This is a genomic window from Streptomyces sp. NPDC044063, from assembly GCF_056434285.1.
On sequence record NZ_JBWKFM010000004.1, the window covers coordinates 1 to 22,365 of the forward strand.

Here is a 22,365-nt window from a genome sequence, read left to right on the forward strand (position 1 = left end):
TCCCCCACCCCCCCCCGCCCCCCGCCCCTCAGACCACCACCACCCCACCCCACACCCCCCCCCCCCCCCCCCCCCCCCCCCCCCCCCCCGCTCCCGTCTGTGCGGTCCTGGTGGTCGACCGCCCTAGCGCTTGGCCATCTCCTCGGCCACCGCCGCCGCGAAGGCGTCCACGTCGGCCTCGGTGGTGTCGAACGAGCACATCCAGCGGACGTCGCCGGCCGCCTCGTCCCAGAAGTAGAAGCGGTAACGCTTCTGCAGGCGCTCGCTCACGTCGTGCGGCAGCCGGGCGAAGACGGCGTTGGCCTCGACCGGGTGGAGCACCTCGACGCCGTCCACCGTCCGGACGGCCTCGGCCAGCCGGGCCGCCATGGCGTTGGCGTGCGAGGCGTTGCGCAGCCACAGGTCGCCCGAGAGCAGCGCCTCGAACTGCACCGACACGAAGCGCATCTTCGACGCCAGCTGCATCGACATCTTGCGCAGGTGCTTCATCGCCTTCACCGCGTCCGGGTTCAGGACGACGACGCACTCGCCGAAGACCAGCCCGTTCTTGGTGCCGCCGAAGGACAGCAGGTCCACGCCGGCGTCGGTGGTGAAGGCCCGCAGGGGCACGCCCAGGGTGGCCGCGGCGTTGGCGATCCGCGAGCCGTCCAGGTGGACCTTCATACCCCGCTCGTGGGCGTGGTCGCAGATCTCGCGGATCTCCTCGGGCGTGTAGCAGGTGCCCAGCTCGGTGGTCTGCGTGATCGAGACGACCTGCGGCTGGGCGCGGTGCTCGTCCTCCCAGCCCCAGGCCTCGCGGTCGATCAGCTCCGGGGTGAGCTTGCCGTGCTCGGTGGGCACGGTCAGCAGCTTCAGGCCGCCGACCCGCTCCGGCGCGCCGCACTCGTCGACGTGGATGTGCGCGGTCGACGCGCAGATCACGGCGCCCCAGCGCTCGGTCACGGCCTGGAGGGCGACGACGTTGGCGCCCGTGCCGTTGAAGACCGGGAACGCCTCGGCGGTCGGCCCGAAGTGGGCCCGCATCACGTCCTGGAGATGGGCGGTGTAGTCGTCCTCGCCGTACGCGACCTGGTGGCCTCCGTTGGCGACGGCCAGCGCGGCCAGGATCTCGGGGTGCGCGCCGGCGTAGTTGTCGCTGGCGAAGCCGCGCACCGCGGGGTCATGGCGGCGTATCGCGTCGGTCGGGGCCGAGGACGGGTCGGTCACGGTTGCGGGGTGAGCCACAGACGGGTTCCGTTCACTTCCTGGGCGGGCCGCTCCCAGACACCGAGGATGGCCTCGGCCAGCTCCTTGGCGTCCGTGAAGCCCGCGAACTTTGCATTCGGTCGTTCGGCGCGCATCGCGTCGTGCACCAGCGCCTTGATCACCAGAACGGTGGCGGCGGCCGGCGGGGCCTCCTCGCCCCCCGCCTTGCGGAAGGAGTCGCCGAGCGCGAGGGTCCACGCCTCGGCGGCGGCCTTGGAGGCCGCGTAGGCGGCGTTGCCCGCGGTGGGCTTGCTGGCGCCGGCGGCGCTGACCAGGACGTAGCGGCCGTTGCCGCTGCGCGCCAGGGGGGCCTCGAAGGCCAGCGAGGTGTGCTGGACGGTACGGATCAGGAGCTTTTCCAGGAGCTCCCAGTCCGCGAGGTCGGTCTCGGCGAACGTGGCCGAGCCGCGCCAGCCGCCGACCAGGTGGACCAGGCCGTCGACCCGGCCGAACTCCTTCTCGGTCCGGTCCGCCCAGGCGCGGGTGGCGTCCAGGTCGAGCAGGTCCACGGTGTCGCCGGTGACGGTCGCACCGCCGTGGGCGTAGCGGGCGGCGTCCACGGCCTCGGCCAGCCGGGCCGCGTCCGCGTCGGCGGCGACGACGGTCGCCCCGGCCTCCGCCAGCCGCAGCAGGGTCGCCCGGCCGGCCGGGCCGGCCGCTCCCGCCACCGCCACGACGGCGCCCTCCAGCGGGCCGTTGCCATTGCTGGGAATGCTCATGGTCGTCGCCTCCTTCTCCTGCTCGCTCACGCCGCCACCTGCGCCATGTCCGCCGCGGTGATCCCCTTGGTCGAGGCGATCACGTCGCGCAGCTTCTTGGCAAGAGCCTCATAGAACATGCTGAGCGGGAACTCGTCCGCGAGCACGTCGTCCACGAGCTTGCGCGGCGGCTGCGTGAGGTCGAGGGCGTCGGGGCCCTTGGCCCAGGTGGAGCCGGGGTGGGGGGCCAGGTAGGAGGAGACGAGGTCGTAGGCGGCGAACCAGTGCACCAGCTTGGGGCGGTCGATGCCGTCGCGGTAGAGCTTCTCGATCTCGCCGCAGAGCTGGTTGGTGACCTGCGGGGCGCGCTCCCAGTCGATGTGGAGGGTGTTGTCCGTCCAGCGTACGACGTCGTGCTTGTGGAGGTACGCGAAGAGCAGCTGGCCGCCGAGGCCGTCGTAGTTGCGGACCCGCTCGCCGGTGATCGGGAAGCGGAACATCCGGTCGAAGAGGACGGCGAACTGCACGTCACGGGCCTGCGGGTAGCCGTCGGCCTCCAGCTTCACGGCCTCCTTGAAGGCCGTGAGGTCGCAGCGCAGCTCCTCCAGGCCGTACATCCAGAACGGCTGCCGCTGCTTGATCATGAAGGGGTCGAAGGGCAGGTCGCCGTGGCTGTGGGTGCGGTCGTGGACCATGTCCCACAGGACGAAGGCCTGCTGGCAGCGCTCCTGGTCGCCGAGCATGGAGGTGATGTCCTCGGGGAGGTCCACGCGCAGGGTCTCGACGGCGGCCTCGGTGATGCGGCGGAAGCGGGCGGCCTCGCGGTCGCAGAAGATGCCGCCCCAGGTGAAGCGCTCCGGGGCCTCGCGCACGGCGATGGTCTCGGGGAAGAGCACGGCGGAGTTGGTGTCGTAGCCGGCCGTGAAGTCCTCGAAGGTGATGCCGAGGAACAGCGGGTTGTCGTAGCGGGTGCGCTCCAGCTCGGCGAGCCACTCCGGCCACACCATGCGCAGCACGACGGCCTCGAGGTTGCGGTCGGGGTTGCCGTTCTGGGTGTACATCGGGAAGACGACCAGGTGCTGGAGGCCGTCGGCGCGCTGCGCGGCGGGCTGGAAGGCCAGCAGGGAGTCGAGGAAGTCCGGCACGCCGAAGCCGGTGTCGGCCCAGCGGCGCAGGTCGGCCACCAGCGCCGAGTGGTACGCGGCGTCGTGCGGGAGGAGCGGCGAGAGCTCCTCGACCGCGGCTATGACGGTGTCGAACGCGGCACGGACGGTCCCACCCGGGGGTGCGTCCTCCGCCGCGAGGTCGATGGACCCGTCCGCGGACTGCCAGGGCCGGATCGTCTCCACGGCGGCCTTGAGCGTGGCCCAGGCAGGGTGTTCCACGACGCGATCCACAGACAGAATGTCGGATTTTGCTGCGCTCGACGCGATAATTTCCGTCATGACTAACCCTCCTCGGGAGAACCTGGCGTTAAGACACCGTATCTGTGCCAGCTTCTCCGGCTCAAGGGGGCCGACGACAAATTATCCTGCCGACCCCCCGGTCGAGCCGCTGTTTTTCCCGTCCGCCTCCCCCGAGTGGTGGATCAGGAATGGCGAATCATCACTCCTGGCGCTAGCGCCCCGGGCGGCGTCCTAGTCGATTTCCAGCCACCGGACGCGCCTGCCGGCGGGCGCGGGCCGGCCCCCGCCGCCCGGCCGGCGTCCGCATCGCCGCGGCACGGCCTTCCGCCATTGGGGCGGTCGCCGGTCCCGGCCCGGACGGATCGCCGGAGGGGGGCCTCGGACCGGTGCTAGGCCAGTTCCTTGATCAGCAGCTCGAACTCGAGGTCGTCGCGCCGCGGGATGCCGAAGCGCTCGTCGCCGTACGGGAACGGGCTCATCCGGCCCGTGCGCCGGTAGCCGCGCCGCTCGTACCAGGCGATCAGCTCGTCGCGCTGCCTGATCACGGTCATGTGCATGGCGGGGGCGTCCCACTCGGCGCGGGCGAGCCGCTCGGCCTCCGCCATGACCAGCTTGCCGAGCCCCCCGCCCTGGGCGGTCGGGCGGACGGCGAACATACCGAAGTAGGCGTGGCTGCCCCGGTGTTCGATGTGGCAGCAGGCGACGGTCCCGCCGTCGACCTCGGCGAGCAGCAGCCGGCTGTTGTCGTCGGTGACCACGGCCATCACGCCGTCGGGGTCGGTGCGCTGACCCTCCAGGAGGTCGGCCTCGGTGGTCCAGCCGGCGCGGCTGGCGTCGCCGCGGTAGGCCGACTCGACGAGGGCGACCAGGGCGGGCACATCGGCCTCCGTCGCGATCCGGAAGGTCGGCGCGGCGGTGCGGCTGGTGGCGGTCTCCATGGGGTCCCGTGGTCCTTTCCGTACGGTTTCGTGCGCACGTACGACCCTAACGGAGGAGGGGTGCGTAGAGTCTGCGGGCATGGTGCACGTACTGAGCAGCAGGATGTTGCTGAGGCCCACCGATCCGGAGCGCTCCCGGGCGTTCTACGGCGGGGCCCTGGGGCTCGCGGTCTACCGCGAGTTCGGCACGGGGGACGACCGGGGAGTCGTGTACTTCCTGGGCGGGGGATTCCTGGAGGTCTCCGGGAGGTCCCAGGACCCGCCCGCGCCGGGGCTGGAGCTGTGGCTCCAGGTCGCCGACGCGGCGGCGGCCCACCAGGAGTTCCTGCGGAACGGGGTCGAGGTGCTCGAAGCCCCCGAGCGCAAGCCGTGGGGGCTGATCGAGATGTGGATCGCGGACCCCGACGGCGTGCGCATCGCGGTGGTGGAGGTGCCCGAGGACCATCCGATCCGCTACCGGCCCGGCATCTGAGGCACCCCCCCGGGCGCGGGCCGGGGAGCCGTGCGCCCGGCGCTGAGCCGGCGCAGGACCGGGGGCATCCGCGCGCCTTCCGTGCGCCCGTGCGCTCCCGTGCGACCCGGTCGCGGCGGGCATCCTCCGGAGGTGGGTCGCGTCCGGGAATCCGGGGAGGTGCGCCGTGCACGGACCACCGCTGGTCGGCTGGCTGCTGGTCGCGCTGTGCGCCGCCACCGGCGCGTACTGCCTCTTCCGGATGCGGGCCGGCGCGGCGGGGGAGCGCCGGGCCGCCGGGGGTGACGCGCTGATGGGCCTGGGCATGGCCGTCATGGCCGTCCCGGCCGCGGCCCTGAACACCCGGCCCTGGGGTCATGTGGCGTTCGCCCTGGTCTTCGGCGCGGTGGGGCTGCGCGCCCTGGCCCTCGCCCGGGGCGGCCGCGCGGGGGTGCACCATCTCCACCACGCGGTGGGCGCCTTCGCGATGGTCTATATGGCCCTCGCGATGGCCGGCTCCCCGGGCGCGGACCACGACGCCCACCGGGCCGGCGCCGCGAGCCTCCATGAACCCGCGGGGAACCCGCTGGTCACCGGCCTGCTGCTGGTGTACTTCGCGGTCTACGTCGTACGCACCGCGGCGGGCATGGTCCCCGTCACGGCCATCGCCGCCGGCGAGGCCCCCTGGCCCGGCCGCGGCGGGCAGCGCCCGGGCGCCCCGGAACTGACCGACGCCTGCCGGCTGTCCATGGGCATCGGGATGCTGGCGATGCTCCTCACCATGTGAGCCCCGCGGGTCCTCGTGGGTCCCCGGCGGATCGCCCGTGAGTTCCCGTGAGTTCCCGTGGTGTCCGTCACTTCCCGTGCCGGATCGTGTACGAGCCGAGCCGCCGCCTCATAGGCTGACCGCATGATGGTCCCGCTCGCGCTGCTGGCCCTCGGCGGCCTGGTCGCCGCGCTGGCGCCGCGCGTGCTGACCCGCGCCGACTGGCCCGACCGGGAACCCGTCCTGGCCCTGTGGGTGTGGCAGTGCGTGGTGGCCGCCGTCCTCCTCTGCTGCGCGCTCGCGATGGCGCTGAGCGCCGCCGCGGCCTGGGAGGCCGTCCGCGGCAACGTCTTCGCCCACGCCCCGCACGGCGTGATGGAGGCCTACGCCCTCCCCGCCTACGGACCCTGGGCCGCCCCGCTGGCCCTCGTCCTGGCCTCCGGCGCCGTCCGGACCGCCGCCATGCTGACCCGGGAGATCCGCGACGCCCGCGCCCGCCGGCGCCGCCGCCGCGCCGAACTCCTCGCCCGCTCGCCCCGGTTGCCCGGCGAGGAGCACGGCGCCGACCGGCTCGTGGTCCTGGAGGGCGACCGCCCCGAGGCCTGGCTGCTGCGCTCGGGGGCCGCGCCCCGGCTGGTCATCACCACGGCCGCGCTGCGCCGTCTCGACGACTCCCGGCTCGACGCCGTCCTGGCGCACGAGCAGGGCCACGCCCGGGCCCGCCACGACTGGCTCCTCCACTGCTCCTCGGCCCTGGCCAACGGCTTCCCCCAGGTGCCGGTCTTCGCCGCCTTCCGCGACCGCGTCCACCACCTCGTCGAGCTGGCGGCCGACGACGCCGCCTCGCGCCGCTCCGGCCGCCTCACCACGGCGCTGGCCCTGGTCGAACTCAACGAGGACCGGGGCGTGTTCGGTCCCAGCGCCGGCTCCGCGTCCCACGTCCCCGGCCGCGTCGACCGCCTGCTCGCGCCGGCCCCCCGCCTGACGGCGGCCCGCCGCCTCCGGCTGACGGCCGTGGCGGCCCTGGTGCCCTTCGTCCCGGTGCTGGTGACGCTCGTCCCGGGCCTCAGCGCGCTCGGGGCGCGCTGAGCGAGGACCGCCGACCCCGGGCCCCGACGCCCCGTTGACCGTCTCCATACGCCCGGATAGCTTCGCCTGACGGACAGTCGATTCCATGCTGGGGGCACCGCCCGGCGGTAGCCGGGGGAGGAAGGTGCGCGGGGAGGGGTGCCGGATGGTGCAGCGCGAGGCCGTCGCCACGACGTTCGCCCGCGCGGTCGGCGAGCGCGTCGCCGCCTCGCTGGCCGCCGTGGACGAAGAGCTCGCCCGGCGCTACCCGGGCGACCCGGGCACCCGCCAGCCCGTGCACACCGTCTACGTCCCGGCCGACGCCTTCGACGCCGGCACGGTCCACGCGTGGGGCGAGCGGGCGCTGGCCCTGCTCGACGAACACGCCCCCGACGCGGAGGAGTTCGCCCGGGTGCTCGGTCTGCCCGCCGTCCTCGCCCGGCCGGTGTACGAGCGCGTACGGGCCAAGCTCGCGCACGAGCCCGTCGAGGATCTGCGCATCGACTTCGAGGACGGCTACGGACGGCGCCCGGACGGCGAGGAGGACGCGGCGGCCGCGCGGGCGGCCCGGATCGTCGCGGCGGCGTACGCGAACGGCACGGCCGCGCCGTACACGGGCCCGCGCGTGAAGTGCCTGGAGGCCGCCGTGCGCGACCGGGCCGTCCGCACCCTGGACGTCTTCCTCACCGGGCTGATGGCGGCGGGCGGGCTGCCGGACGGGCTGGTCGTCACCCTGCCCAAGGTGACCTTCCCGGAGCAGGTCGCCGCCATGGCCGCGCTGGCCGGGGAGTTCGAGACCGCGCACGGCCTGCCCGCCGGGCGGATCGGCTTCGAGATACAGATCGAGACCACCCAGGCGATCCTCGGCCCCGACGGCCGGGCCACGGTCGCCCGCCTGATCGGGGCCGGCGGCGGCCGGGTCACCGGACTGCACTACGGCACCTTCGACTACAGCGCCGCCTGCGGCATCAGCGCCGCGCACCAGGCGCCGGACCACCCGGCCGCCGACCACGCCAAGGCCGTCATGCAGGTCGCCGCGGCCGGCACCGGCGTCCGGGTCTGCGACGGCTCGATGAACGTCCTGCCCGTCGGGGACACCGCGGGGGTCCACGCGGCGTGGCGGCTGCACCACCGGCTCGTCCGGCGGTCGCTGGCCCGGGGCTACTACCAGGGCTGGGACATCCACCCGGGCCACCTGCCGACCCGCTACGCCGCCGTCTACTCCTTCTACCGCGAGGGGCTGGAGCCGGCCGCCGTCCGGCTCCGCGCGTACACCGGGGGCGGCGGGGGCGGGGCGGTGCTGGACGAGCCGGCCACCGCCAGGGCGCTGAGCGGATTCCTGCTGCGCGGGCTCGACTGCGGCGCCGTCGCGGCGGAGGAGGTCGCGGCGCTGACCGGGCTGGACCGCGAGGAGTTGGAGGAACTGGCGGGGCGGCGGACACCTCGTGAGGTGTCCGAGGGGCGGCCGGGGCCGCTCTGATCAGTCCCCGGCGGGCGGCAGTTCGCCGGAGCCGCGCACGATCAGGCGCGTGGGCAGCACCACGCGGCGGGGCGCGTCACCGGCCCCGTCCAGGCGGCGGAAGAGCAGCCGGGCCGCCGTGGCGCCCATCCGGGCCGCGTCCTGGGCGACCACCGTGACGGCGGGCGAGAGGAGGTCGGCCAGTTCCAGGTCGTCGAAGCCGACCAGCGCGACGGGCCGGTCCAGCCGGGCGAGGACGCGCAGGACCGTGACGGTCACCCGGTTGTTGCCCGTGAAGAACGCGGTGACCGGACGCGGCCCGCCCAGCATGCGCTCGGCCTCGGCCCGTACCCGCTCGGGGGTCGTCGGACCCGGTGACACCCACGCCTCGTCGACGGGCAGAGCGGCGGCCGCCATCGCGGCGCGGTAGCCGCGCAGCCGCTCGGCGGCGGTGTGGATGCGCGGGTGGTCGCCGATGAAGCCGATGCGCCGGTGACCGTGGGCGACGAGGTGGGCGACGCCCTCGCGGGCGCCGCCGACGTTGTCCGAGAGCACCGCGTCGGCGTCTATCAGCCCGGCGGGCCGGTCGACGAAGACGGTGGCGACGCCCGCGGCGATCTCGGGTTCGAGGTAGCGGTGGTCGCCGCCGGCCGGGATGACGATCAGTCCGTCGACGCGGCGGGCACAGAAGGCGAGCGCCAGTTCGCGCTCGCGCTCGGCGTCCTCGGCGCTGGAGCCGTTGACGAGCAGGGCGCCGTGGGCGCGGGCGACCTCCTCGACGGCGCGGTTGAGCGGGGCGTAGAAGGGGTCGGCGAGGTCCTCGAGGACCAGCCCGATGGAGGCGGTGCGGCCCTTGCGGAGGACGCGGGCGCTGTCGTTGCGCCGGAAGCCGAGGGCGGCGATCGCGTCCCGGACCCGGCGTTCGGTGTCCGGTGTGACGCCGGGCTCGCCGTTGACCACGCGGGAGACGGTCTTCAGGCCCACGCCCGCGAGGGCGGCGACGTCCTTCATGGTGGGGCGGGCGCCGTAGCGGGGCGGCGGCCCGCCGGGGTCGGCGGATCTGGCGGAGGTGGTCATGGGGAGCTCGTCCTTCGACGCTTCAGGCCCCCGCCGGGCGCACGGAGGTGACGTCGAGCATAGAGCCTGGACAACGTTGTCAGCCCCGGCGAGACTGGCTCCGGACCGACCCGCCCGGCCGGTCCCCAGCCGCTCGTGGACCAGGAGAGAACCCCGCCGTGCGCCATGCCCCCGACGACCTCGTCGCCGCTCTCGACTTCGGCGGCACCAAGATCGCCGGAGCGCTCGTGGACGCGGACGGGCGGGTGCTCGCGCGCGTTCGGCGGCCGACCCCGGCGCGCGAGGACGCGGCGACGGTCATGGCCGCCGTGGCCGGGGTGCTCGACGAGCTGACGCGCTCCGCCGGCTGGGACCGGGTCCGGGCCGTCGGCATCGGCAGCGCGGGCCCCGTCGACGCCTCGCGAGGCACCGTCAGCCCGGTCAACGTGCCCGGCTGGCGCGCCTTCCCGCTGGCCGGCGAGGTGGCCCGGGCGACGGGCGGGCTGCCGGTGGTGCTGGTCGGCGACGGGGTGGCGATGACCGCCGCCGAGCACTGGCGCGGTGCGGCCCGGGGGCGCGCCAACGCCCTGTGCATGGTGGTCTCCACGGGGGTCGGCGGCGGACTCGTCCTCGACGGACGCCTCCACCCCGGACCCACGGGCAACGCCGGTCACATCGGCCACATCAGCGTCGACCTCGACGGCGAGCCCTGTCCCTGCGGGGCCGTCGGCTGCGTCGAGGGCATCGCCAGTGGTCCCGCCCTCACGCGCCGCGCCCTGGCCGACGGCTGGCGCCCGGCACCGGGCGAGGAGCCGGGCGCGGCGGCCGTCGCGGCCGCCGCGCGGGCGGGCGACCCGGTCGCCCTGGCCGCCTTCGCACGCGCGGCGCGGGCGCTGGCGGCGGGCATCGCCGCCACGGCGGCGCTCGTGGAGATCGAGGTCGCGGTGGTGGGCGGCGGGGTCGCGGGGGCCGGGGAGGTGCTGTTCGGCCCTCTGCGCGAACGCCTGCGGGACTACGCGACGCTGTCGTTCACCGCGGGCGTGGAGGTCCTGCCCGCCCGCCTGGGAGCGGACGCGGGGCTGGTGGGCGCGGCGGCCGCGGCGGCGGAGCGACTGGGGCTGTGGGAAGCGGGCCGGTGAACGGCGGCCGTACGGACCGGCGGCCGGGACGGGGACGCGCGGCCGTACGGGTGGACGGGCGACCGCCGGCGGATGACGGGGTGCGCCCACTGACACGGCGCCCATGACGCGGTACCCATGACACCGTGCCCATGACGGCGTGCAGTGGCCTCCGTCACCTGCCGCGTGGCCGGACCGTGCCCCATCCCGCTCGTACACGTTTCCGTGGCAAGGTGTTGCGGGCACGTGTTTCCGCATGCCACAGGGGGCTACGGAGAAGGGGGAACCGTGATCGTCTGGCTGAACGGCGCGTTCGGCGCGGGCAAGACCAGCACGGCGAGGCAGCTGACCGAACTCGTCCCGGGCAGCACGCTCTACGACCCCGAGGTGACCGGAGGCGCTCTCAAGTACCTGCTGCCACCCAGGAGACTCGGGGAGGTCGCCGACTTCCAGGACCTCCCCGTCTGGCGGCGGATGGTCGTGGACACGGCGGCCGCGCTGCTGGCGGAGCTGGGCGGGGTGCTCATCGTGCCGATGACGCTCCTGCGCCAGGAGTACCGCGACGAGATCTTCGGGGCGCTGGCGTCGCGGCGGATTGCGGTGCGCCATCTGGTGCTGACGGTCGACGAAACGATCCTGCGGGAGCGCATCGAGCACCGCGTCGAATTCCCCGACGACCCCGCGCGCAGCGAGTCCGTCCGGCAGTGGGCCCGCGACCACGTCGCGCCCTACCGATCGGCGCTGTCCTCCTGGCTCGCCGCCGACGCCCTCGCCGTCGACACCGCCGGCCTGACCCCGCGCCAGGTCGCCGAGCGCGTCGCCGCGGCCGTGCGCGACGGCAGCGCCGCGTACTGCCCCATCGTCCAGACCCCCGAACCCCGCGCCGAGACGCTCGCCGCCGGGGTGCTCCTCTTCGACGAGCACGACCGCGTGCTGCTGGTCGACCCCACCTACAAGGCCGGCTGGGAGTTCCCCGGGGGAGTCGTCGAACCCGGCGAGGCCCCCGCCCGGGCGGGCATGCGCGAGGTCGCCGAGGAGATCGGCATCGAGCTGGCGACCGTACCGCGGCTGCTCGTCGTCGACTGGGAGCCGCCGAAGCCGCCCGGGTTCGGCGGGCTGCGCCTGCTCTTCGACGGCGGGCGGCTCACCGGCGCCGACGCCCGGCGGCTGCTGCTGCCCGGCGCCGAGCTGCGCGGATGGCGGTTCGTCACCGAGGAGGAGGCGGCCGGGATGCTGCCGCCCGTACGCCTGAACCGGCTGCGCTGGGCACTGCGGGCCCGCGCGCAGGGGCGCGCCCTGAACCTCGAGGGGGGCGTCCCGGTCGGCTGAGCGGCGGCGGGGGAGGGGGCGGCGGAAACCACCCCCACCCCCGCACCTCCGGACCCGCTACAGGCCCTTGCTCCGCGCGTAGTTCGTCAGGAACAGGGCCTCCGCGAGCGTCAGGCGCTCCAGCTCCTCCGGCGACACGCTCTCGTTCACCGCGTGGATCTGCGCCTCCGGCTCGCTCAGGCCGATCAGCAGGATCTCCGTGTCCGGGTAGAGCGTCGAGAGCGTGTTGCACAGCGGGATGGAACCGCCCATGCCCGCCGTCTGCATCTCCTCGCCCGGGTACGCGACGCGCATCGCCTCCGCCATCGAGGCGTACGCGGGGCTGCTCGTGTCGGCCTGGAAGGCCTGGCCCTGGCCGACCTGCTCCAGCCCGACCCGGGCGCCCCACGGCACGTGCCGCTCCAGGTGCGCCATGAGGAGCTTCGTCGCCTCCGCCGCGTCCTGGCCCGGCGGCACGCGCAGGCTGATCAGCGCCCGGGCGCTCGCGTGCACCGACGGGGTGGCGCCGACCACCGGCGGGCAGTCGATGCCCAGCACGGTGACCGCGGGGCGCGCCCAGAGACGGTCGGCCACGGTGCCGGAGCCGATCAGCCCCACGCCGTCCAGCACCTTCGCGTCCTTGCGGAAGTCCTCCTCCGGGTACTGGAGCCCGGACCAGCCCTCGTCGGCCGTCAGCCCGTCCACCGTCGTCGAGCCGTCCGCCGACCGCAGCGAGTCCAGGACACGGATCAGGGCCGCGAGCGCGTCCGGCGCGGCACCGCCGAACTGGCCCGAGTGGAGGTTGCCCGCCAGCGTGTCCACCTGGACCCGGACGAGCGTCATACCGCGCAGCGTCGCGGTGACCGTGGGCAGGCCGACGCGGAAGTTGCCCGCGTCGCCGATGACGATGGTGTCGGCCGTCAGCAGCTCGGGGTGCGCCTCGGCGTACCGCTCCAGGCCGCCGGTGCCCTGCTCCTCGGAGCCCTCGACGATGACCTTGACGTTCACCGGGACGCCGCCGTGCGCCTTGAGCGCGCGCAGCGCGTTCAGGTGCATGATCACGCCGCCCTTGCAGTCGGCGGCGCCGCGGCCGTACCAGCGGCCGTTCCGCTCGGTCAGCTCGAAGGGCGGGGAGTCCCACGCGGCCTCGCCCAGCGTGGGCTGGACGTCGTAGTGCGCGTACAGCAGCACGGTCGGGGCGCCGGCCGGGCCCGGCAGGAAGCCGTAGACCGACTGCGTGCCGTCGGGGGTGTCCAGCAGGGCGACGTCCTCGAAACCCTCCGCGCGCAGCGCGTCCGCCACCCACCGAGCGGCGCCCTCGCACTCGCTCTTCGGGAACTGGGCCTCGTCCGCGACGGACTTGAAGGCGACCAGCTCGGCCAGCTCGGTCCAGGCGCGGGACTGCAGAGAGGCGACGGTCGCCGCGAGCGCGGCCGGGTCGGGCAGGCTGCTCGAGGACGTGTCCATGGAACGCTCCTTGGTGGCGCGACGTTATGTCCGTACGTACGGGCGATTGCGCACCGATCCTCCCATGGGCGGTACACGCACTCCCCGGGTGCCTTCCCCCGAACGGACCGCCCGACGGTGGGCCGTAGGATGCGCACGGTAGTCGTAGCCGGTGATCGAGCAGGAGTAGAAGCACAGGTGAGCAGCGACAACGCAGCCCGGGAAACGAGCCCGGACGGGCCGGTGGCCGACGGGCCGGTGTGGGACGTCGTGGTGGTGGGCGCCGGTCCGGCGGGCGCCTCGGCGGCACGCGCCGCGGCCGCGGCCGGCCGGCGGGTGCTGCTCCTGGAGAAGGCCGAGCTCCCGCGCTACAAGACCTGCGGCGGCGGCATCATCGGCCCCTCCCGGGACGCCCTGCCGCCCGGCTTCCAACTTCCCCTCCAGGACCGGGTGCACGCCGTCACGTTCTCCCTGAACGGGAAGCTGACCCGCACCCGCCGCTCCAAGCGGATGCTCTTCGGGCTCATCAACCGGCCGGAGTTCGACGCCGGCCTCGTCGAGGTCGCCAGGGCGGCCGGCGCCGAGGTCCGCACGGGCGTCGCCGTCTCCCGGGTCGAGCAGCACGGCCCGGCCGTGCCCGACCGGCGCACGGTGGCCGTCGTGCTCTCCGACGGCACCACGCTCCACGCCCGCGCCGTGGTGGGAGCGGACGGCAGCGCCGGACGCATAGGGGCACACGTCGGGGTGAAGCTGGAGCAGGTCGACCTCGGCCTGGAGGCCGAGATCCCCGTGCCGGCCACCGTGGCCGAGGACTGGGCCGGCCGGGTCCAGATCGACTGGGGTCCGATTCCGGGCAGTTACGGCTGGGTGTTCCCCAAGGGCGACACCCTGACCGTCGGCGTGATCTCCGCACGCGGGGACGGCGCCGCCACCAAGCGCTACCTGGACGACTTCATCGCCCGCCTGGGGCTGGCCGGCTTCGAGCCGAGCATCTCGTCGGGCCACCTGACCCGCTGCCGGGCCGACGACTCGCCGCTGTCGCGCGGCCGCGTCATCGTGTGCGGCGACGCGGCCGGCCTCCTGGAGCCGTGGACCCGCGAAGGCATCTCCTTCGCCCTGCGCTCCGGCAAGCTGGCCGGCGAGTGGGCCGTACGCATCGCCGAGGCGCAGGACGCCGTGGACGCGCGCCGCCAGGCCCTCAACTACGCCTTCGCCATCAAGGCCGGCCTGGGCGTGGAGATGGGCGTCGGCCGTCGCATGCTCACCCTCTTCGAGCGCCGCCCCGGCCTGGTGCACGCCGCGATCACGGGCTTCCGCCCGGCATGGAACGCCTTCACCCGCATCGTCCGGGGCACGACGACCCTCGCCGAGATCGTCCGCACCCACCCGGTGGCGCGGCGCGTGCTGTCGTCGATGGATCGCTGAATCGCCGTACGGCGGGTCCGCCGGGCCGCGGCCTTCTCCCGCCGTCGCGGCGGGTGACCGCGACGGCGCGGGGTCCGGCGGTGCCGGGGGCCTGACGGCTGGGTACCCCCTGGCCCTGGTGCGGTTCGGGCCGCGGGCCTTGTCCCGCCGTCGCGGCGGGTGACCGCGACGGCGCGGTCCGGCGGTCTGAGGGTTGGGGTGTCGCCTGTTCCGACTGTGGCTCGGGCCGCTGGTCTTCTCCCGCCGCGGCGGCGGGTGACCGCGAGGACGCGGTCCGGCGGTGCCCGGCCGGCGGTCTGAGGGTTGGGGTGTCGCCTGTTCCGGCTGCGGCTCGGGCCGCGGGCCTTGTCCCGCCGTCGCGGCGGGTGACCGCGACGCCGCGGTCCGGCGGTCTGAGGGTTGGGGTGTCGCCTGTTCCGGCTGCGGCTCGGGCCGCCGGCCTTCTCCCGCCGCGCGGCGGGTGACCGCGAGGACGCGGTCCGGCGGTGCCCGGCTGGGGGGCTGACAGCCGGGTGCCCCCTGGCCCCTCCCGCCGCGCGGCGCGGGTGGCGCTCGTTGTCAGAAGAGGCCCGGGCGTTCCGGACGGGGGGCCCGGACCGGGGTCGTCGTCAGGGCGTCCGCGGGGGCCGCCGTGAGGCGGCGCCCCGCCAGGTGGCGGGTGTCCAGGAGGAGCTGCCCCGCCGGCGTCGCGAGGTGGACGTCGGGGCCCGCGACCGCCGCGACGTCGCCCGCGATCGTCCGGCCGGGGGCGATCTCCAGCGTGCCGGCGCACGCTTCGATCCGGTCCAGGTGGAAGGCCGCGTCGTGGTGGACGGGCGCGCAGGGCGTCACCGTCAGCGACTCGGGGAGGTCCGCCAGCTCCAGGGCCCTCGCGTGGAGGGCCGCGAGCTCGGCGGCGCGGTCCCGCCGGTCCGGCACCGGGTGGCGGGCTGCGCGCTTGGCCGCGTACGGGAAGCGGTCCGGTACCCCGAGCGCGGTGCCCAGGACCGCCTCGGCCCGGCGCGCGGCCATCAGCGGGCCGCGGCCGAGGAGGGCGTAGGACAGGGCGGCCTGTTCGAGCAGGCGCGCCCCGCCGCGCTCGGTGGCCGTGATGCCGACCTTGATCAGGCCGGGCGCGAACCAGGCGAGGTACACGTCGTACGGGCGCGGGTCGTCGGCGATGGTGTCGGCCGCGACCGAGTGGGAGCGGTCGAGCCGGGCGCACGGCCCGCACTGCGCGGAGACCGCGCCGTCCGGGACCGCCGCCGCGTCCGGGCAGGGCGTGTGCCGGCCGCCCCGGCGCACCCCGACGCAGCGCCGGGCGGGCCCCGTGCCGAAGGCCAGGCGCCGCCCGGCCGGCAGCGGGGAGAGCCGCTCCCCGTGCGTGGGGTGCCGCCACACCAGCGCTGCTGCCGGCGCGGGGCCGGACGTGTTCCAGCGCAGCCCGGCGCAGTACCAGTCGCCCTCTTCGCCGCTCGTCACGCGCCCCATGGTCTCAGCCGTGCCGGCCGTCTCAGCCGGCGGTGCCGGCCGGTTCGCGCACGGCGTTCCGCGTGGCGAAGGCGATCGCGGCCGCTCCCGCGGCGAGCGCGGCGACGGTGGTCAGGGCGACGGGCAGGGAGGTCCAGTCGGTGAGGAAGCCGATGGCCGGCGGCCCCAGCAGCATCCCGCCGTACCCGAAGGTGGACGCGGCGGCGACGCCGCCGGGGCCCGCCAGCGCGCCGGCCCGGCCGATGGCGACGGGGAAGATGTTGGCGAGGCCGAGGCCGGTCACGGCGAAGCCGGCGAGCGCGGCCCAGACGGTGGGGGCCAGGGAGCCGAGCAGCACGCCCAGCGCGGCGGTGGCGCCGCCGGCGACGAGCACCCGGGTCTGGCCGAGCCGTTCGAGGAGGGCGCTGCCGCTCAGCCGGCCGAGGGTCATGGCGAGGGCGAAGACGGAGTAGCCGGCGGCCGCCACGCCCGGCCGGGCGGAGAGGTCCTGCTGGAGGTGGAGCGCGCCCCAGTCGGCGAGCGCCCCCTCGCCGTAGGCCGTGCACAGGGCGATGAGGCCGAGGACGGCGACGAGCCGGCGCTCGCGGCGGCCGGTCCCGCGGGCGCCCGCCGCCGGGCCCGCGGCGGAGGGCTCCGGGGCCGGGGCGTGGGCCGGGGGCGGCGCCGGGTGGGCGAGGAGGGCGCGTCCGGCGGCGGCCGAGACGACGAGGCCCACGGCGGTGAGCAGCAGCAGGTGGTGGGTGGCCGCCAGGTTCCCGGCGATCAGTCCGCCGAGCCCGGCGCCGAGCATGCCGCCGACGCTGAACGCGGCGTGGAAGCTGGGCATCACCGGCCTGCGGAGGGCGGCGACGAGGTCGACGGCGGCGCTGTTCATGGCGACGTTGATGCCGCCGTAGGCGGCGCCGAAGACGAGGAGGACCAGGCCGAGGGAGAGCGCGGAGCCGGCCAGCGCGGGCAGGGCGATGCCCAGGGACATCAGGACGGCGGCGACGACCGTCAGGGGATGGCTGCCGAAGCGCCGGCACAGCCGGCCGGTCACGGTCATGGTGGCGACGGCGCCGGCCGACACGCCGAGCAGGGCGAGGCCGAGCGCGCCCGCGGAGGCGTGGGTCTGGTCCTTGATGGCGGGAATGCGCACCACCCAGCCGGCGAAAAGAAAGCCGTCCAGGGCGAAGAAGAGGGTCAAAGCGGTACGAAGGCGGCGGAGGGCGGTCGGGTCCGGGGCCGGTCGCGGTCCCCCGGGAAGGGTGGTCCCTATTTTGTTTAGCGTCGGCACAAAGTCAGAATAGGGGGGTGACCCAGACTCGGACAACACGTTTGGAGCGGGGCCGCGGCGCGCTCGGCCCGGCCCTGGAGCTCGTGCACACCGGACGCGCCCCCACGCGCGCCGTGCTGACGGCGGAGCTCGGCGTGACCCGCGCGACCGCCGGAGCCGTGGCCGCCGAGCTGGAGGCCCTCGGGCTGATCCAGGTGGACGCCCACCCGACGGCCCCCGCCGGCTCCCAGGGCCGGCCCTCGCACCGGCTGTCCGTCGCGCCGAACGGTCCCGTCGTCCTCGCGGCCCAGATCCACGCCGACGGCTTCCGCGCGGCCCTGATCGGCCTCGGCGGCCGGCTGGTGGCCACCGCGCCGGGCTGCATGGCGGTGCCCGCCGACCCCTCGCGCGTCATCGACGCCGTCGTCGAGGCCGGCGCCGGGCTGCTGCGCTCGACCGGCCGGCGCTGTCTGGGGGCCGGCCTCGCGGTGCCGTCCGCGGTCGCCGAGCCCGAGGGCACGGCCCTCAACCCGCTGCACCTGTCCTGGCCCGTCGGCGCCCCCGTCCGCGACCTCTTCACCGAGGCGCTGGCCAAGGCCGGGGTGGCGGGGCCCACGGGCGGGACCGTCACCGGCGTCACGGGCAACGACGTCAACCTCGCCGCCCTCGCCGAGCACCGGCACGGCGCGGGCCGGGGTGCCCGGCACCTGCTGTGCGTGGCCACGGGCCACCGGGGCGTGGGCGGGGCGCTCGTCCTGGACGGTCGTCTGCACAGCGGAAGTTCGGGCCTGGCACTGGAGGTCGGTCACCTGACCGTCAACCCCGCTGGGCTGCCCTGTCACTGCGGCAGCAGGGGCTGCCTCGACGTGGAGACCGATCCGCTGGCCTTCCTCACCGCCGCCGGCCGCGAGCCGGGCCCGGCGGTGTCGCTGCTGCAGCAGTCCCGCGAACTGATCCGCACGGAGTACGGGGACCCGTCGGTACGGGCCGCCGCCGAGCTGATCGTCGACCGGCTGGGCCTGGGGCTCGCCGGGCTCGTCAACATCCTCAACCCCGACCGCATCCTGCTGGGCGGGCTGCACCGCGAACTCCTGGAGGCGGACCCCGAACGGCTGCGCGCGGTCGTCGCCGACCGCAGTCTGTGGGGCCGCAGCGGAAGCGTGCCGATCCTGTCCTGCACCCTCGATTTCAACAGCCTCATCGGCGCCGCGGAGGCGGCCTGGCAGCCGGTCCTGGACGACCCGCTGACGGTGCTCGCCTGACGGCGCGTACGGCCCCGCCGCATCGCCCGCTCCTCCGCACCACCGGCACCGCCCCGTCCGTCAGCTCGCCGCCACCGACCGGAGGCGGCGGTGCGGTGCCGCCCGGCGCAGGCCCGCCGGTGCCGTCGCGAACGCGGCCTCCTCCAGGGCGGTCACCGGAGCCGGCCGTTCGAAGGGGATCGTCCGGCGGTCGCCCCGTGCGGTGCGCGGCGCCGCGGGGCCGGCGGCCGGGACCGTCAGTGTGAACCAGACGACCTTCCCGCCGCCGTGCCGCTCCCGTACGCCCCAGCTGGCGCTGACCGCCGCCACCAGCGAGAGCCCCCGGCCATGGGTGCTGCCGGCGTCGACGTCGGTGACGCGCGGCAGCCGGGGATCGCGGTCGCTCACCGAGACCGTGAGCCGGTCCGTCACGAGCTCGATCTCGACGGTGCAGCGTTTGTCGGGCTCGGCGTGCTGGAGGACGTTGGTGAGCAATTCGGTGACCCCGAGCGCGGCGGGATCGATGAGCGGATCGAGGTGCCAGTAGCGCAGCTGCGCAGAGACGATTCTGCGGACCTGGCCGATCCGTTGCGGCAGAGCCTGGAGCTCGACGGTGCAGTGCTTGTTCATTCGGCTGATCACGGCTGCGACTCCCTGAAGAAGTAGGGCTAGCCTGATGCAGTGGCGTTGCGGAATGTCTTGCCGTACGCGCCTGTTCCGGTCCGGGCGCGCGGTGGAGCCGCCGGACCGATCGGCGGTGACTGAACCCGAGCGTGACCGCCGAAAACCCTCAGTGATGCCGGTACGAGTCAAGGGTCGACTCTCGCGGCCACCTTCGCAACTCCTGCATCCTTCAGTGCTTCACCGTGCTTCCGTGCGCCGATCGCACGACCTCCAGGAAGCGGTTGACCTCCGCCTCACCCCTGTTCTCGGAACCGTCCCCACCGCCCGTACGCCCTTCCGGGCAGCCCAGCGTGAGCACATAGCGGTGGCCGTTGACCGTCGCCCGCGCCCGGTCCCGCGCGGCGAACCACGGCTTGCTCGCCTGCACCGAGTCCACGGGAGCGCTGTCGATCTCCAGACCCCGGCTCGTCAGCAGCTCCAGCCGGCCGTCCTGGATCTTCACCTGCCCGGCCCGGGTCAGGGAACGGCGGGACCGCTCGATCCGTACCCCTGTCGCGTTGAACTCCGGTTCCGCCACGGCGCACCGCCCCTCCTGCCGGATGTCGCTGTCCGTTGCGCAGTCTGCCCGTGCGCGGGCCGTGACACCAGTGCCCCTTTATGATCGGAACGCCCGAGTGGTCCGCATCGGCACGGCCGAGGAACACACCGAGGAGCGGCGCGTGAACAGCACAGGGCACACGGGGCCGGCCGGTCCGGCCGCGCCGACCCTCGACGTCGACCGCAGCGACCCGGCCTACCGGGCCTGGCTCAAGGAGGCCGTCCGGAAGGTCCAGGCCGACGCCAACCGCTCGGCCGACACCCACCTGCTGCGCTTCCCGCTGCCCCCGGAGTGGGGCATCGACCTCTATCTGAAGGACGAGTCCACCCACCCCACCGGCAGCCTCAAGCACCGCCTCGCCCGCTCGCTGTTCCTCTACGGGCTGTGCAACGGCTGGATCCGGCCCGAGGCCTGCGTCATCGAGGCGTCCAGCGGGTCCACCGCCGTCTCCGAGGCCTACTTCGCCCAGCTGATCGGCGTGCCCTTCATCGCCGTCATGCCGCGCACGACGAGCAGCGAGAAGTGCCGTCTGATCGAGTTCCACGGCGCACGGTGCCACTTCGTGGACGACCCCCGGACGATGTACGAGGAGGCGGCCGCCCTCGCCGAGCGGTTGGGAGGCCATTACATCGACCAGTTCACCTACGCCGAACGGGCCACCGACTGGCGCGGCAACAACAACATCGCCGAGTCCGTCTACGAGCAGCTGCGGCTGGAGCGCCACCCCGAGCCCGCCTGGATCGTGGCGACCGCGGGCACCGGCGGCACCTCCGCCACCATCGCCCGCTACATCCGCTACATGCAGTACGACACCCGTGTCTGCGTCGCCGACCCCGAGAACTCCTGCTTCTTCGACGGCTGGCGGGACCACGACCCCACCGCGCGCAGCGACCGGGGCTCGCGCATCGAGGGCATCGGCCGCCCGCGCATGGAACCGAGCTTCCTGCCGGCCGCGATCGACCGGATGATGAAGGTCCCCGACGCGGCGAGCATCGCCGCCGTGCGCGCGCTGGAGCGCGCCATCAACCGCAAGGCGGGCGGTTCCACCGGCACCGGGCTGTGGGGCTCCCTGAGGATCGTCGCCGAGATGGTCGGCGAGGGGATCACCGGCAGCGTCGTCACCCTCATCTGCGACCCCGGCGAGCGCTACCTCGACCGGTACTACTCCGACGCCTGGCTCACCGCCCAGGGGCTGGACATCCGGCCCTACGCGCGGGCCATCGACGACTTCCTGGCGACCGGCCGCTGGCCGGACTGACGCCCCGACCTCGCCCTTCACCACCTCGGACGCCCCCTCAGACGCCCGCCAGGCGCCGGTCCAGCGCCCGGACCGCGTCCCGGAAACCGCGGTCGAGGACCGGCCGGGCGATCCGGAGCGCCGCCCGGGCCGCCGGCGCCGCCGCCACCGCGACATGCCGCTCCAGGAGCGTGCCGCCGCCGGCGGGCGCGAGCCGCCAGTCCACCAGCGCCGCCCGCAGGCCGGGCACATCGGTCTCGTCGACCCGGTAGGCGAAGCGCTCGGCGGGCACCGAACTCAGGACCGTCTCCGCGCAGCTCGCCACGGCCAGGAGCACGACCTCACGGGCCCGGCGCCCCGAGCGCTCCACGGACCGGGCCGCCGTCACCGCCCCGTACCAGCGCGGCCACGCCTCCGTCTCCTCGGCCAGCGCCCGGTGGACGTCGCCGGGCGGGGCGGCCAGCCGGGCCGCGCACACCAGCCGCACCGGCGCGACCCGGACGAAGCCGAGCCCCACCGGGGCGAGCGCATACCGTCGTCGGATCACCGCCGCGCCCTCCTCCCGCTCACCGGACCGGCCGGAACCCGTCCACGCCGGCGCGCCGCCCGCGGCCGTCCGCGCCGTCCCCACCGGCTCCGGCCGCCCCGGTCGGCTCGGCCACCACCAGCTCCGGAAGCCGCTCGGCGATCTCCGCGCGGGCCCCGGCCGGCAGGCCGGCGTCCGTCACCAGCGCGTCGACGTCCTCCAGCGCGGCGAACGAGCTCAGCCCGACGGTGCCCCACTTGGTGTGGTCCGCGAGCACCACCACCCGCCGGGCGGAACGCACGAAGTGCCGGTTCGTCTCGGCCTCGGCGAGATTGGGCGTCGACAGGCCCGCCTCCGCGGATATGCCGTGCACCCCGATGAACAGCACGTCGAAGTGGAGCGACCGGATCGCCGTGTCGGCGACCGGGCCGACCAGGGTGTCCGAGGGGGTGCGCACGCCGCCCGTGAGCACCACGGTCGCCGCGCCGGGCCGGGGCGGCGCCCCGGACGCGGCGACCGACCGGCGGTCGTTGTGGAACACCTCCGCAACCCGTACCGAGTTGGTGACGATCGTCAGATCCGGGATGTCCACCAGCTGCTGGGCGAGCGCGAACACGGTCGTGCCGCCCGCCAGCGCCACGGCGCTGCCCGGCGCCGCCATCCCGGCCGCGGCCCGGGCGATGTCCTCCTTGGCGCTCGGCTCCAGCGCCGCCTTGGCCTCGAAACCGGGCTCGTGGGCGGTGGCCTCCATCACCGGGACCGCGCCGCCGTGCACCTTCTCCACGACGCCCTGCCGGGCCAGCGCGTCCAGGTCGCGGCGGACCGTCATGTCCGAGACGTTCAGCCGCCGCGTCAGCTCGTTGACCCGCACCCCGCCGCGTCGCCTGACCTCGTCGAGGATCAGGGCGCGACGCTGCTCCGCCAGGAGATTCTGGTTGTCGCCCACCCGAACCGTCCTTCCCGGTCGCCCGCCGCTCGCCGTGCGCGCACATCCTCCCACGCGCCTGTGACAACGACCGCTCCCGTGAAA

At 75.0% G+C, this 22,365-nt stretch carries 21 protein-coding genes; 9 read left to right on the top strand and 12 right to left on the bottom strand.

Annotation, left to right across the window (positions count from 1 at the left end; all coding sequences use genetic code 11):
- Positions 1-123 precede the first annotated feature (123 nt).
- From AC07BS_RS06825 to AC07BS_RS06840, 4 genes are all read right to left on the bottom strand, one after another.
- Positions 124-1,206 (bottom strand): threonine aldolase family protein, encoded by a 1,083-nt coding sequence (locus AC07BS_RS06825; RefSeq protein WP_478647562.1) that lies wholly within the window; start codon positions 1,204-1,206, stop codon positions 124-126.
- Positions 1,203-1,964: an SDR family NAD(P)-dependent oxidoreductase gene (locus tag AC07BS_RS06830; protein WP_478647697.1), complete on the bottom strand. Its 762-nt coding sequence runs from the start codon at positions 1,962-1,964 to the stop codon at positions 1,203-1,205. Before AC07BS_RS06830 ends, AC07BS_RS06825 begins: the two co-directional genes overlap by 4 nt.
- Before the next feature lie 26 nt (positions 1,965-1,990).
- Positions 1,991-3,388 carry a DUF6421 family protein gene (locus tag AC07BS_RS06835; protein WP_478647561.1) on the bottom strand — a complete coding sequence of 466 codons (1,398 nt, stop codon included), beginning with the start codon at positions 3,386-3,388 and terminating at the stop codon, positions 1,991-1,993.
- Positions 3,389-3,738: 350 nt separating this feature from the next.
- On the bottom strand, positions 3,739-4,287 hold the full coding sequence (locus tag AC07BS_RS06840; RefSeq protein ID WP_478930688.1) for a GNAT family N-acetyltransferase: 549 nt from the start codon (positions 4,285-4,287) through the stop codon (positions 3,739-3,741).
- Positions 4,288-4,366: 79 nt separating this feature from the next.
- Between AC07BS_RS06840 and AC07BS_RS06845 the strand changes: the two genes are divergently transcribed.
- The 4 genes from AC07BS_RS06845 (at position 4,367) to AC07BS_RS06860 (ending at position 8,052) form a co-directional block, all read left to right on the top strand.
- Positions 4,367-4,759, top strand: coding sequence for a VOC family protein (locus AC07BS_RS06845; RefSeq protein ID WP_478647558.1), 393 nt, complete (start codon positions 4,367-4,369; stop codon positions 4,757-4,759).
- Positions 4,760-4,925: 166 nt separating this feature from the next.
- Positions 4,926-5,525 carry a DUF5134 domain-containing protein gene (locus AC07BS_RS06850; protein WP_478930690.1) on the top strand — a complete coding sequence of 200 codons (600 nt, stop codon included), beginning with the start codon at positions 4,926-4,928 and terminating at the stop codon, positions 5,523-5,525.
- 123 nt (positions 5,526-5,648) lie between these two features.
- Positions 5,649-6,593, top strand: a complete 945-nt coding sequence (locus tag AC07BS_RS06855; protein ID WP_478930692.1) for a M56 family metallopeptidase — start codon at positions 5,649-5,651, stop codon at positions 6,591-6,593.
- A 145-nt stretch (positions 6,594-6,738) separates the two neighbouring features.
- The gene (locus AC07BS_RS06860; RefSeq protein ID WP_478930694.1) at positions 6,739-8,052 is read left to right on the top strand and encodes a DUF6986 family protein; all 1,314 of its coding nucleotides are present in this window, start codon (positions 6,739-6,741) and stop codon (positions 8,050-8,052) included.
- Here the strand turns inward: AC07BS_RS06860 and AC07BS_RS06865 are convergent, their stop codons facing one another.
- Positions 8,053-9,108: a LacI family DNA-binding transcriptional regulator gene (locus AC07BS_RS06865; protein ID WP_478647551.1), complete on the bottom strand. Its 1,056-nt coding sequence runs from the start codon at positions 9,106-9,108 to the stop codon at positions 8,053-8,055. It lies immediately after the preceding gene.
- 158 nt (positions 9,109-9,266) lie between these two features.
- On the opposite strand from AC07BS_RS06865, the gene AC07BS_RS06870 reads away from it, so the two are divergent.
- Together AC07BS_RS06870 and AC07BS_RS06875 are read left to right on the top strand one after the other, a co-directional pair.
- On the top strand, positions 9,267-10,226 hold the full coding sequence (locus AC07BS_RS06870; protein ID WP_478930696.1) for an ROK family protein: 960 nt from the start codon (positions 9,267-9,269) through the stop codon (positions 10,224-10,226).
- 267 nt (positions 10,227-10,493) lie between these two features.
- The gene (locus AC07BS_RS06875; RefSeq protein ID WP_478647548.1) at positions 10,494-11,534 is read left to right on the top strand and encodes an NUDIX hydrolase; all 1,041 of its coding nucleotides are present in this window, start codon (positions 10,494-10,496) and stop codon (positions 11,532-11,534) included.
- Between the two features lie 57 nt (positions 11,535-11,591).
- Here the strand turns inward: AC07BS_RS06875 and AC07BS_RS06880 are convergent, their stop codons facing one another.
- On the bottom strand, positions 11,592-12,980 hold the full coding sequence (locus AC07BS_RS06880; RefSeq protein ID WP_478647547.1) for a M20/M25/M40 family metallo-hydrolase: 1,389 nt from the start codon (positions 12,978-12,980) through the stop codon (positions 11,592-11,594).
- Between the two features lie 177 nt (positions 12,981-13,157).
- Here AC07BS_RS06880 and AC07BS_RS06885 point away from each other — a divergent pair, with 177 nt between their 5' ends.
- Entirely contained in the window at positions 13,158-14,384 is a 1,227-nt protein-coding gene (locus AC07BS_RS06885) for a geranylgeranyl reductase family protein (protein ID WP_478647545.1), read from the top strand.
- Between the two features lie 558 nt (positions 14,385-14,942).
- On the opposite strand, the gene AC07BS_RS06890 is transcribed toward AC07BS_RS06885, so the two are convergent.
- Together AC07BS_RS06890 and AC07BS_RS06895 are read right to left on the bottom strand one after the other, a co-directional pair.
- Positions 14,943-15,845: a DUF2797 domain-containing protein gene (locus tag AC07BS_RS06890; RefSeq protein ID WP_478930699.1), complete on the bottom strand. Its 903-nt coding sequence runs from the start codon at positions 15,843-15,845 to the stop codon at positions 14,943-14,945.
- Between the two features lie 31 nt (positions 15,846-15,876).
- On the bottom strand, positions 15,877-17,130 hold the full coding sequence (locus AC07BS_RS06895) for an MFS transporter (protein ID WP_478930701.1): 1,254 nt from the start codon (positions 17,128-17,130) through the stop codon (positions 15,877-15,879).
- 17 nt (positions 17,131-17,147) lie between these two features.
- Between AC07BS_RS06895 and AC07BS_RS06900 the strand changes: the two genes are divergently transcribed.
- Entirely contained in the window at positions 17,148-18,371 is a 1,224-nt protein-coding gene (locus tag AC07BS_RS06900; RefSeq protein WP_478647539.1) for an ROK family protein, read from the top strand.
- 60 nt (positions 18,372-18,431) lie between these two features.
- Here AC07BS_RS06900 and AC07BS_RS06905 read toward each other — a convergent pair whose 3' ends face one another.
- Together AC07BS_RS06905 and AC07BS_RS06910 are read right to left on the bottom strand one after the other, a co-directional pair.
- Positions 18,432-18,992, bottom strand: a complete 561-nt coding sequence (locus AC07BS_RS06905) for an ATP-binding protein (protein ID WP_478647537.1) — start codon at positions 18,990-18,992, stop codon at positions 18,432-18,434.
- A gap of 211 nt (positions 18,993-19,203) precedes the next feature.
- Positions 19,204-19,551: a hypothetical protein gene (locus AC07BS_RS06910; RefSeq protein ID WP_478647535.1), complete on the bottom strand. Its 348-nt coding sequence runs from the start codon at positions 19,549-19,551 to the stop codon at positions 19,204-19,206.
- Between the two features lie 142 nt (positions 19,552-19,693).
- Here AC07BS_RS06910 and cds1 point away from each other — a divergent pair, with 142 nt between their 5' ends.
- On the top strand, positions 19,694-20,830 hold the full coding sequence (gene cds1, locus AC07BS_RS06915; protein ID WP_478647533.1) for an L-cysteine desulfhydrase Cds1: 1,137 nt from the start codon (positions 19,694-19,696) through the stop codon (positions 20,828-20,830).
- Positions 20,831-20,867: 37 nt separating this feature from the next.
- On the opposite strand, the gene AC07BS_RS06920 is transcribed toward cds1, so the two are convergent.
- Positions 20,868-21,356 carry an SRPBCC family protein gene (locus AC07BS_RS06920; RefSeq protein ID WP_478647531.1) on the bottom strand — a complete coding sequence of 163 codons (489 nt, stop codon included), beginning with the start codon at positions 21,354-21,356 and terminating at the stop codon, positions 20,868-20,870.
- 19 nt (positions 21,357-21,375) lie between these two features.
- Positions 21,376-22,281, bottom strand: a complete 906-nt coding sequence (locus tag AC07BS_RS06925) for a DeoR/GlpR family DNA-binding transcription regulator (RefSeq protein ID WP_478647529.1) — start codon at positions 22,279-22,281, stop codon at positions 21,376-21,378.
- Positions 22,282-22,365: the final 84 nt, after the last annotated feature.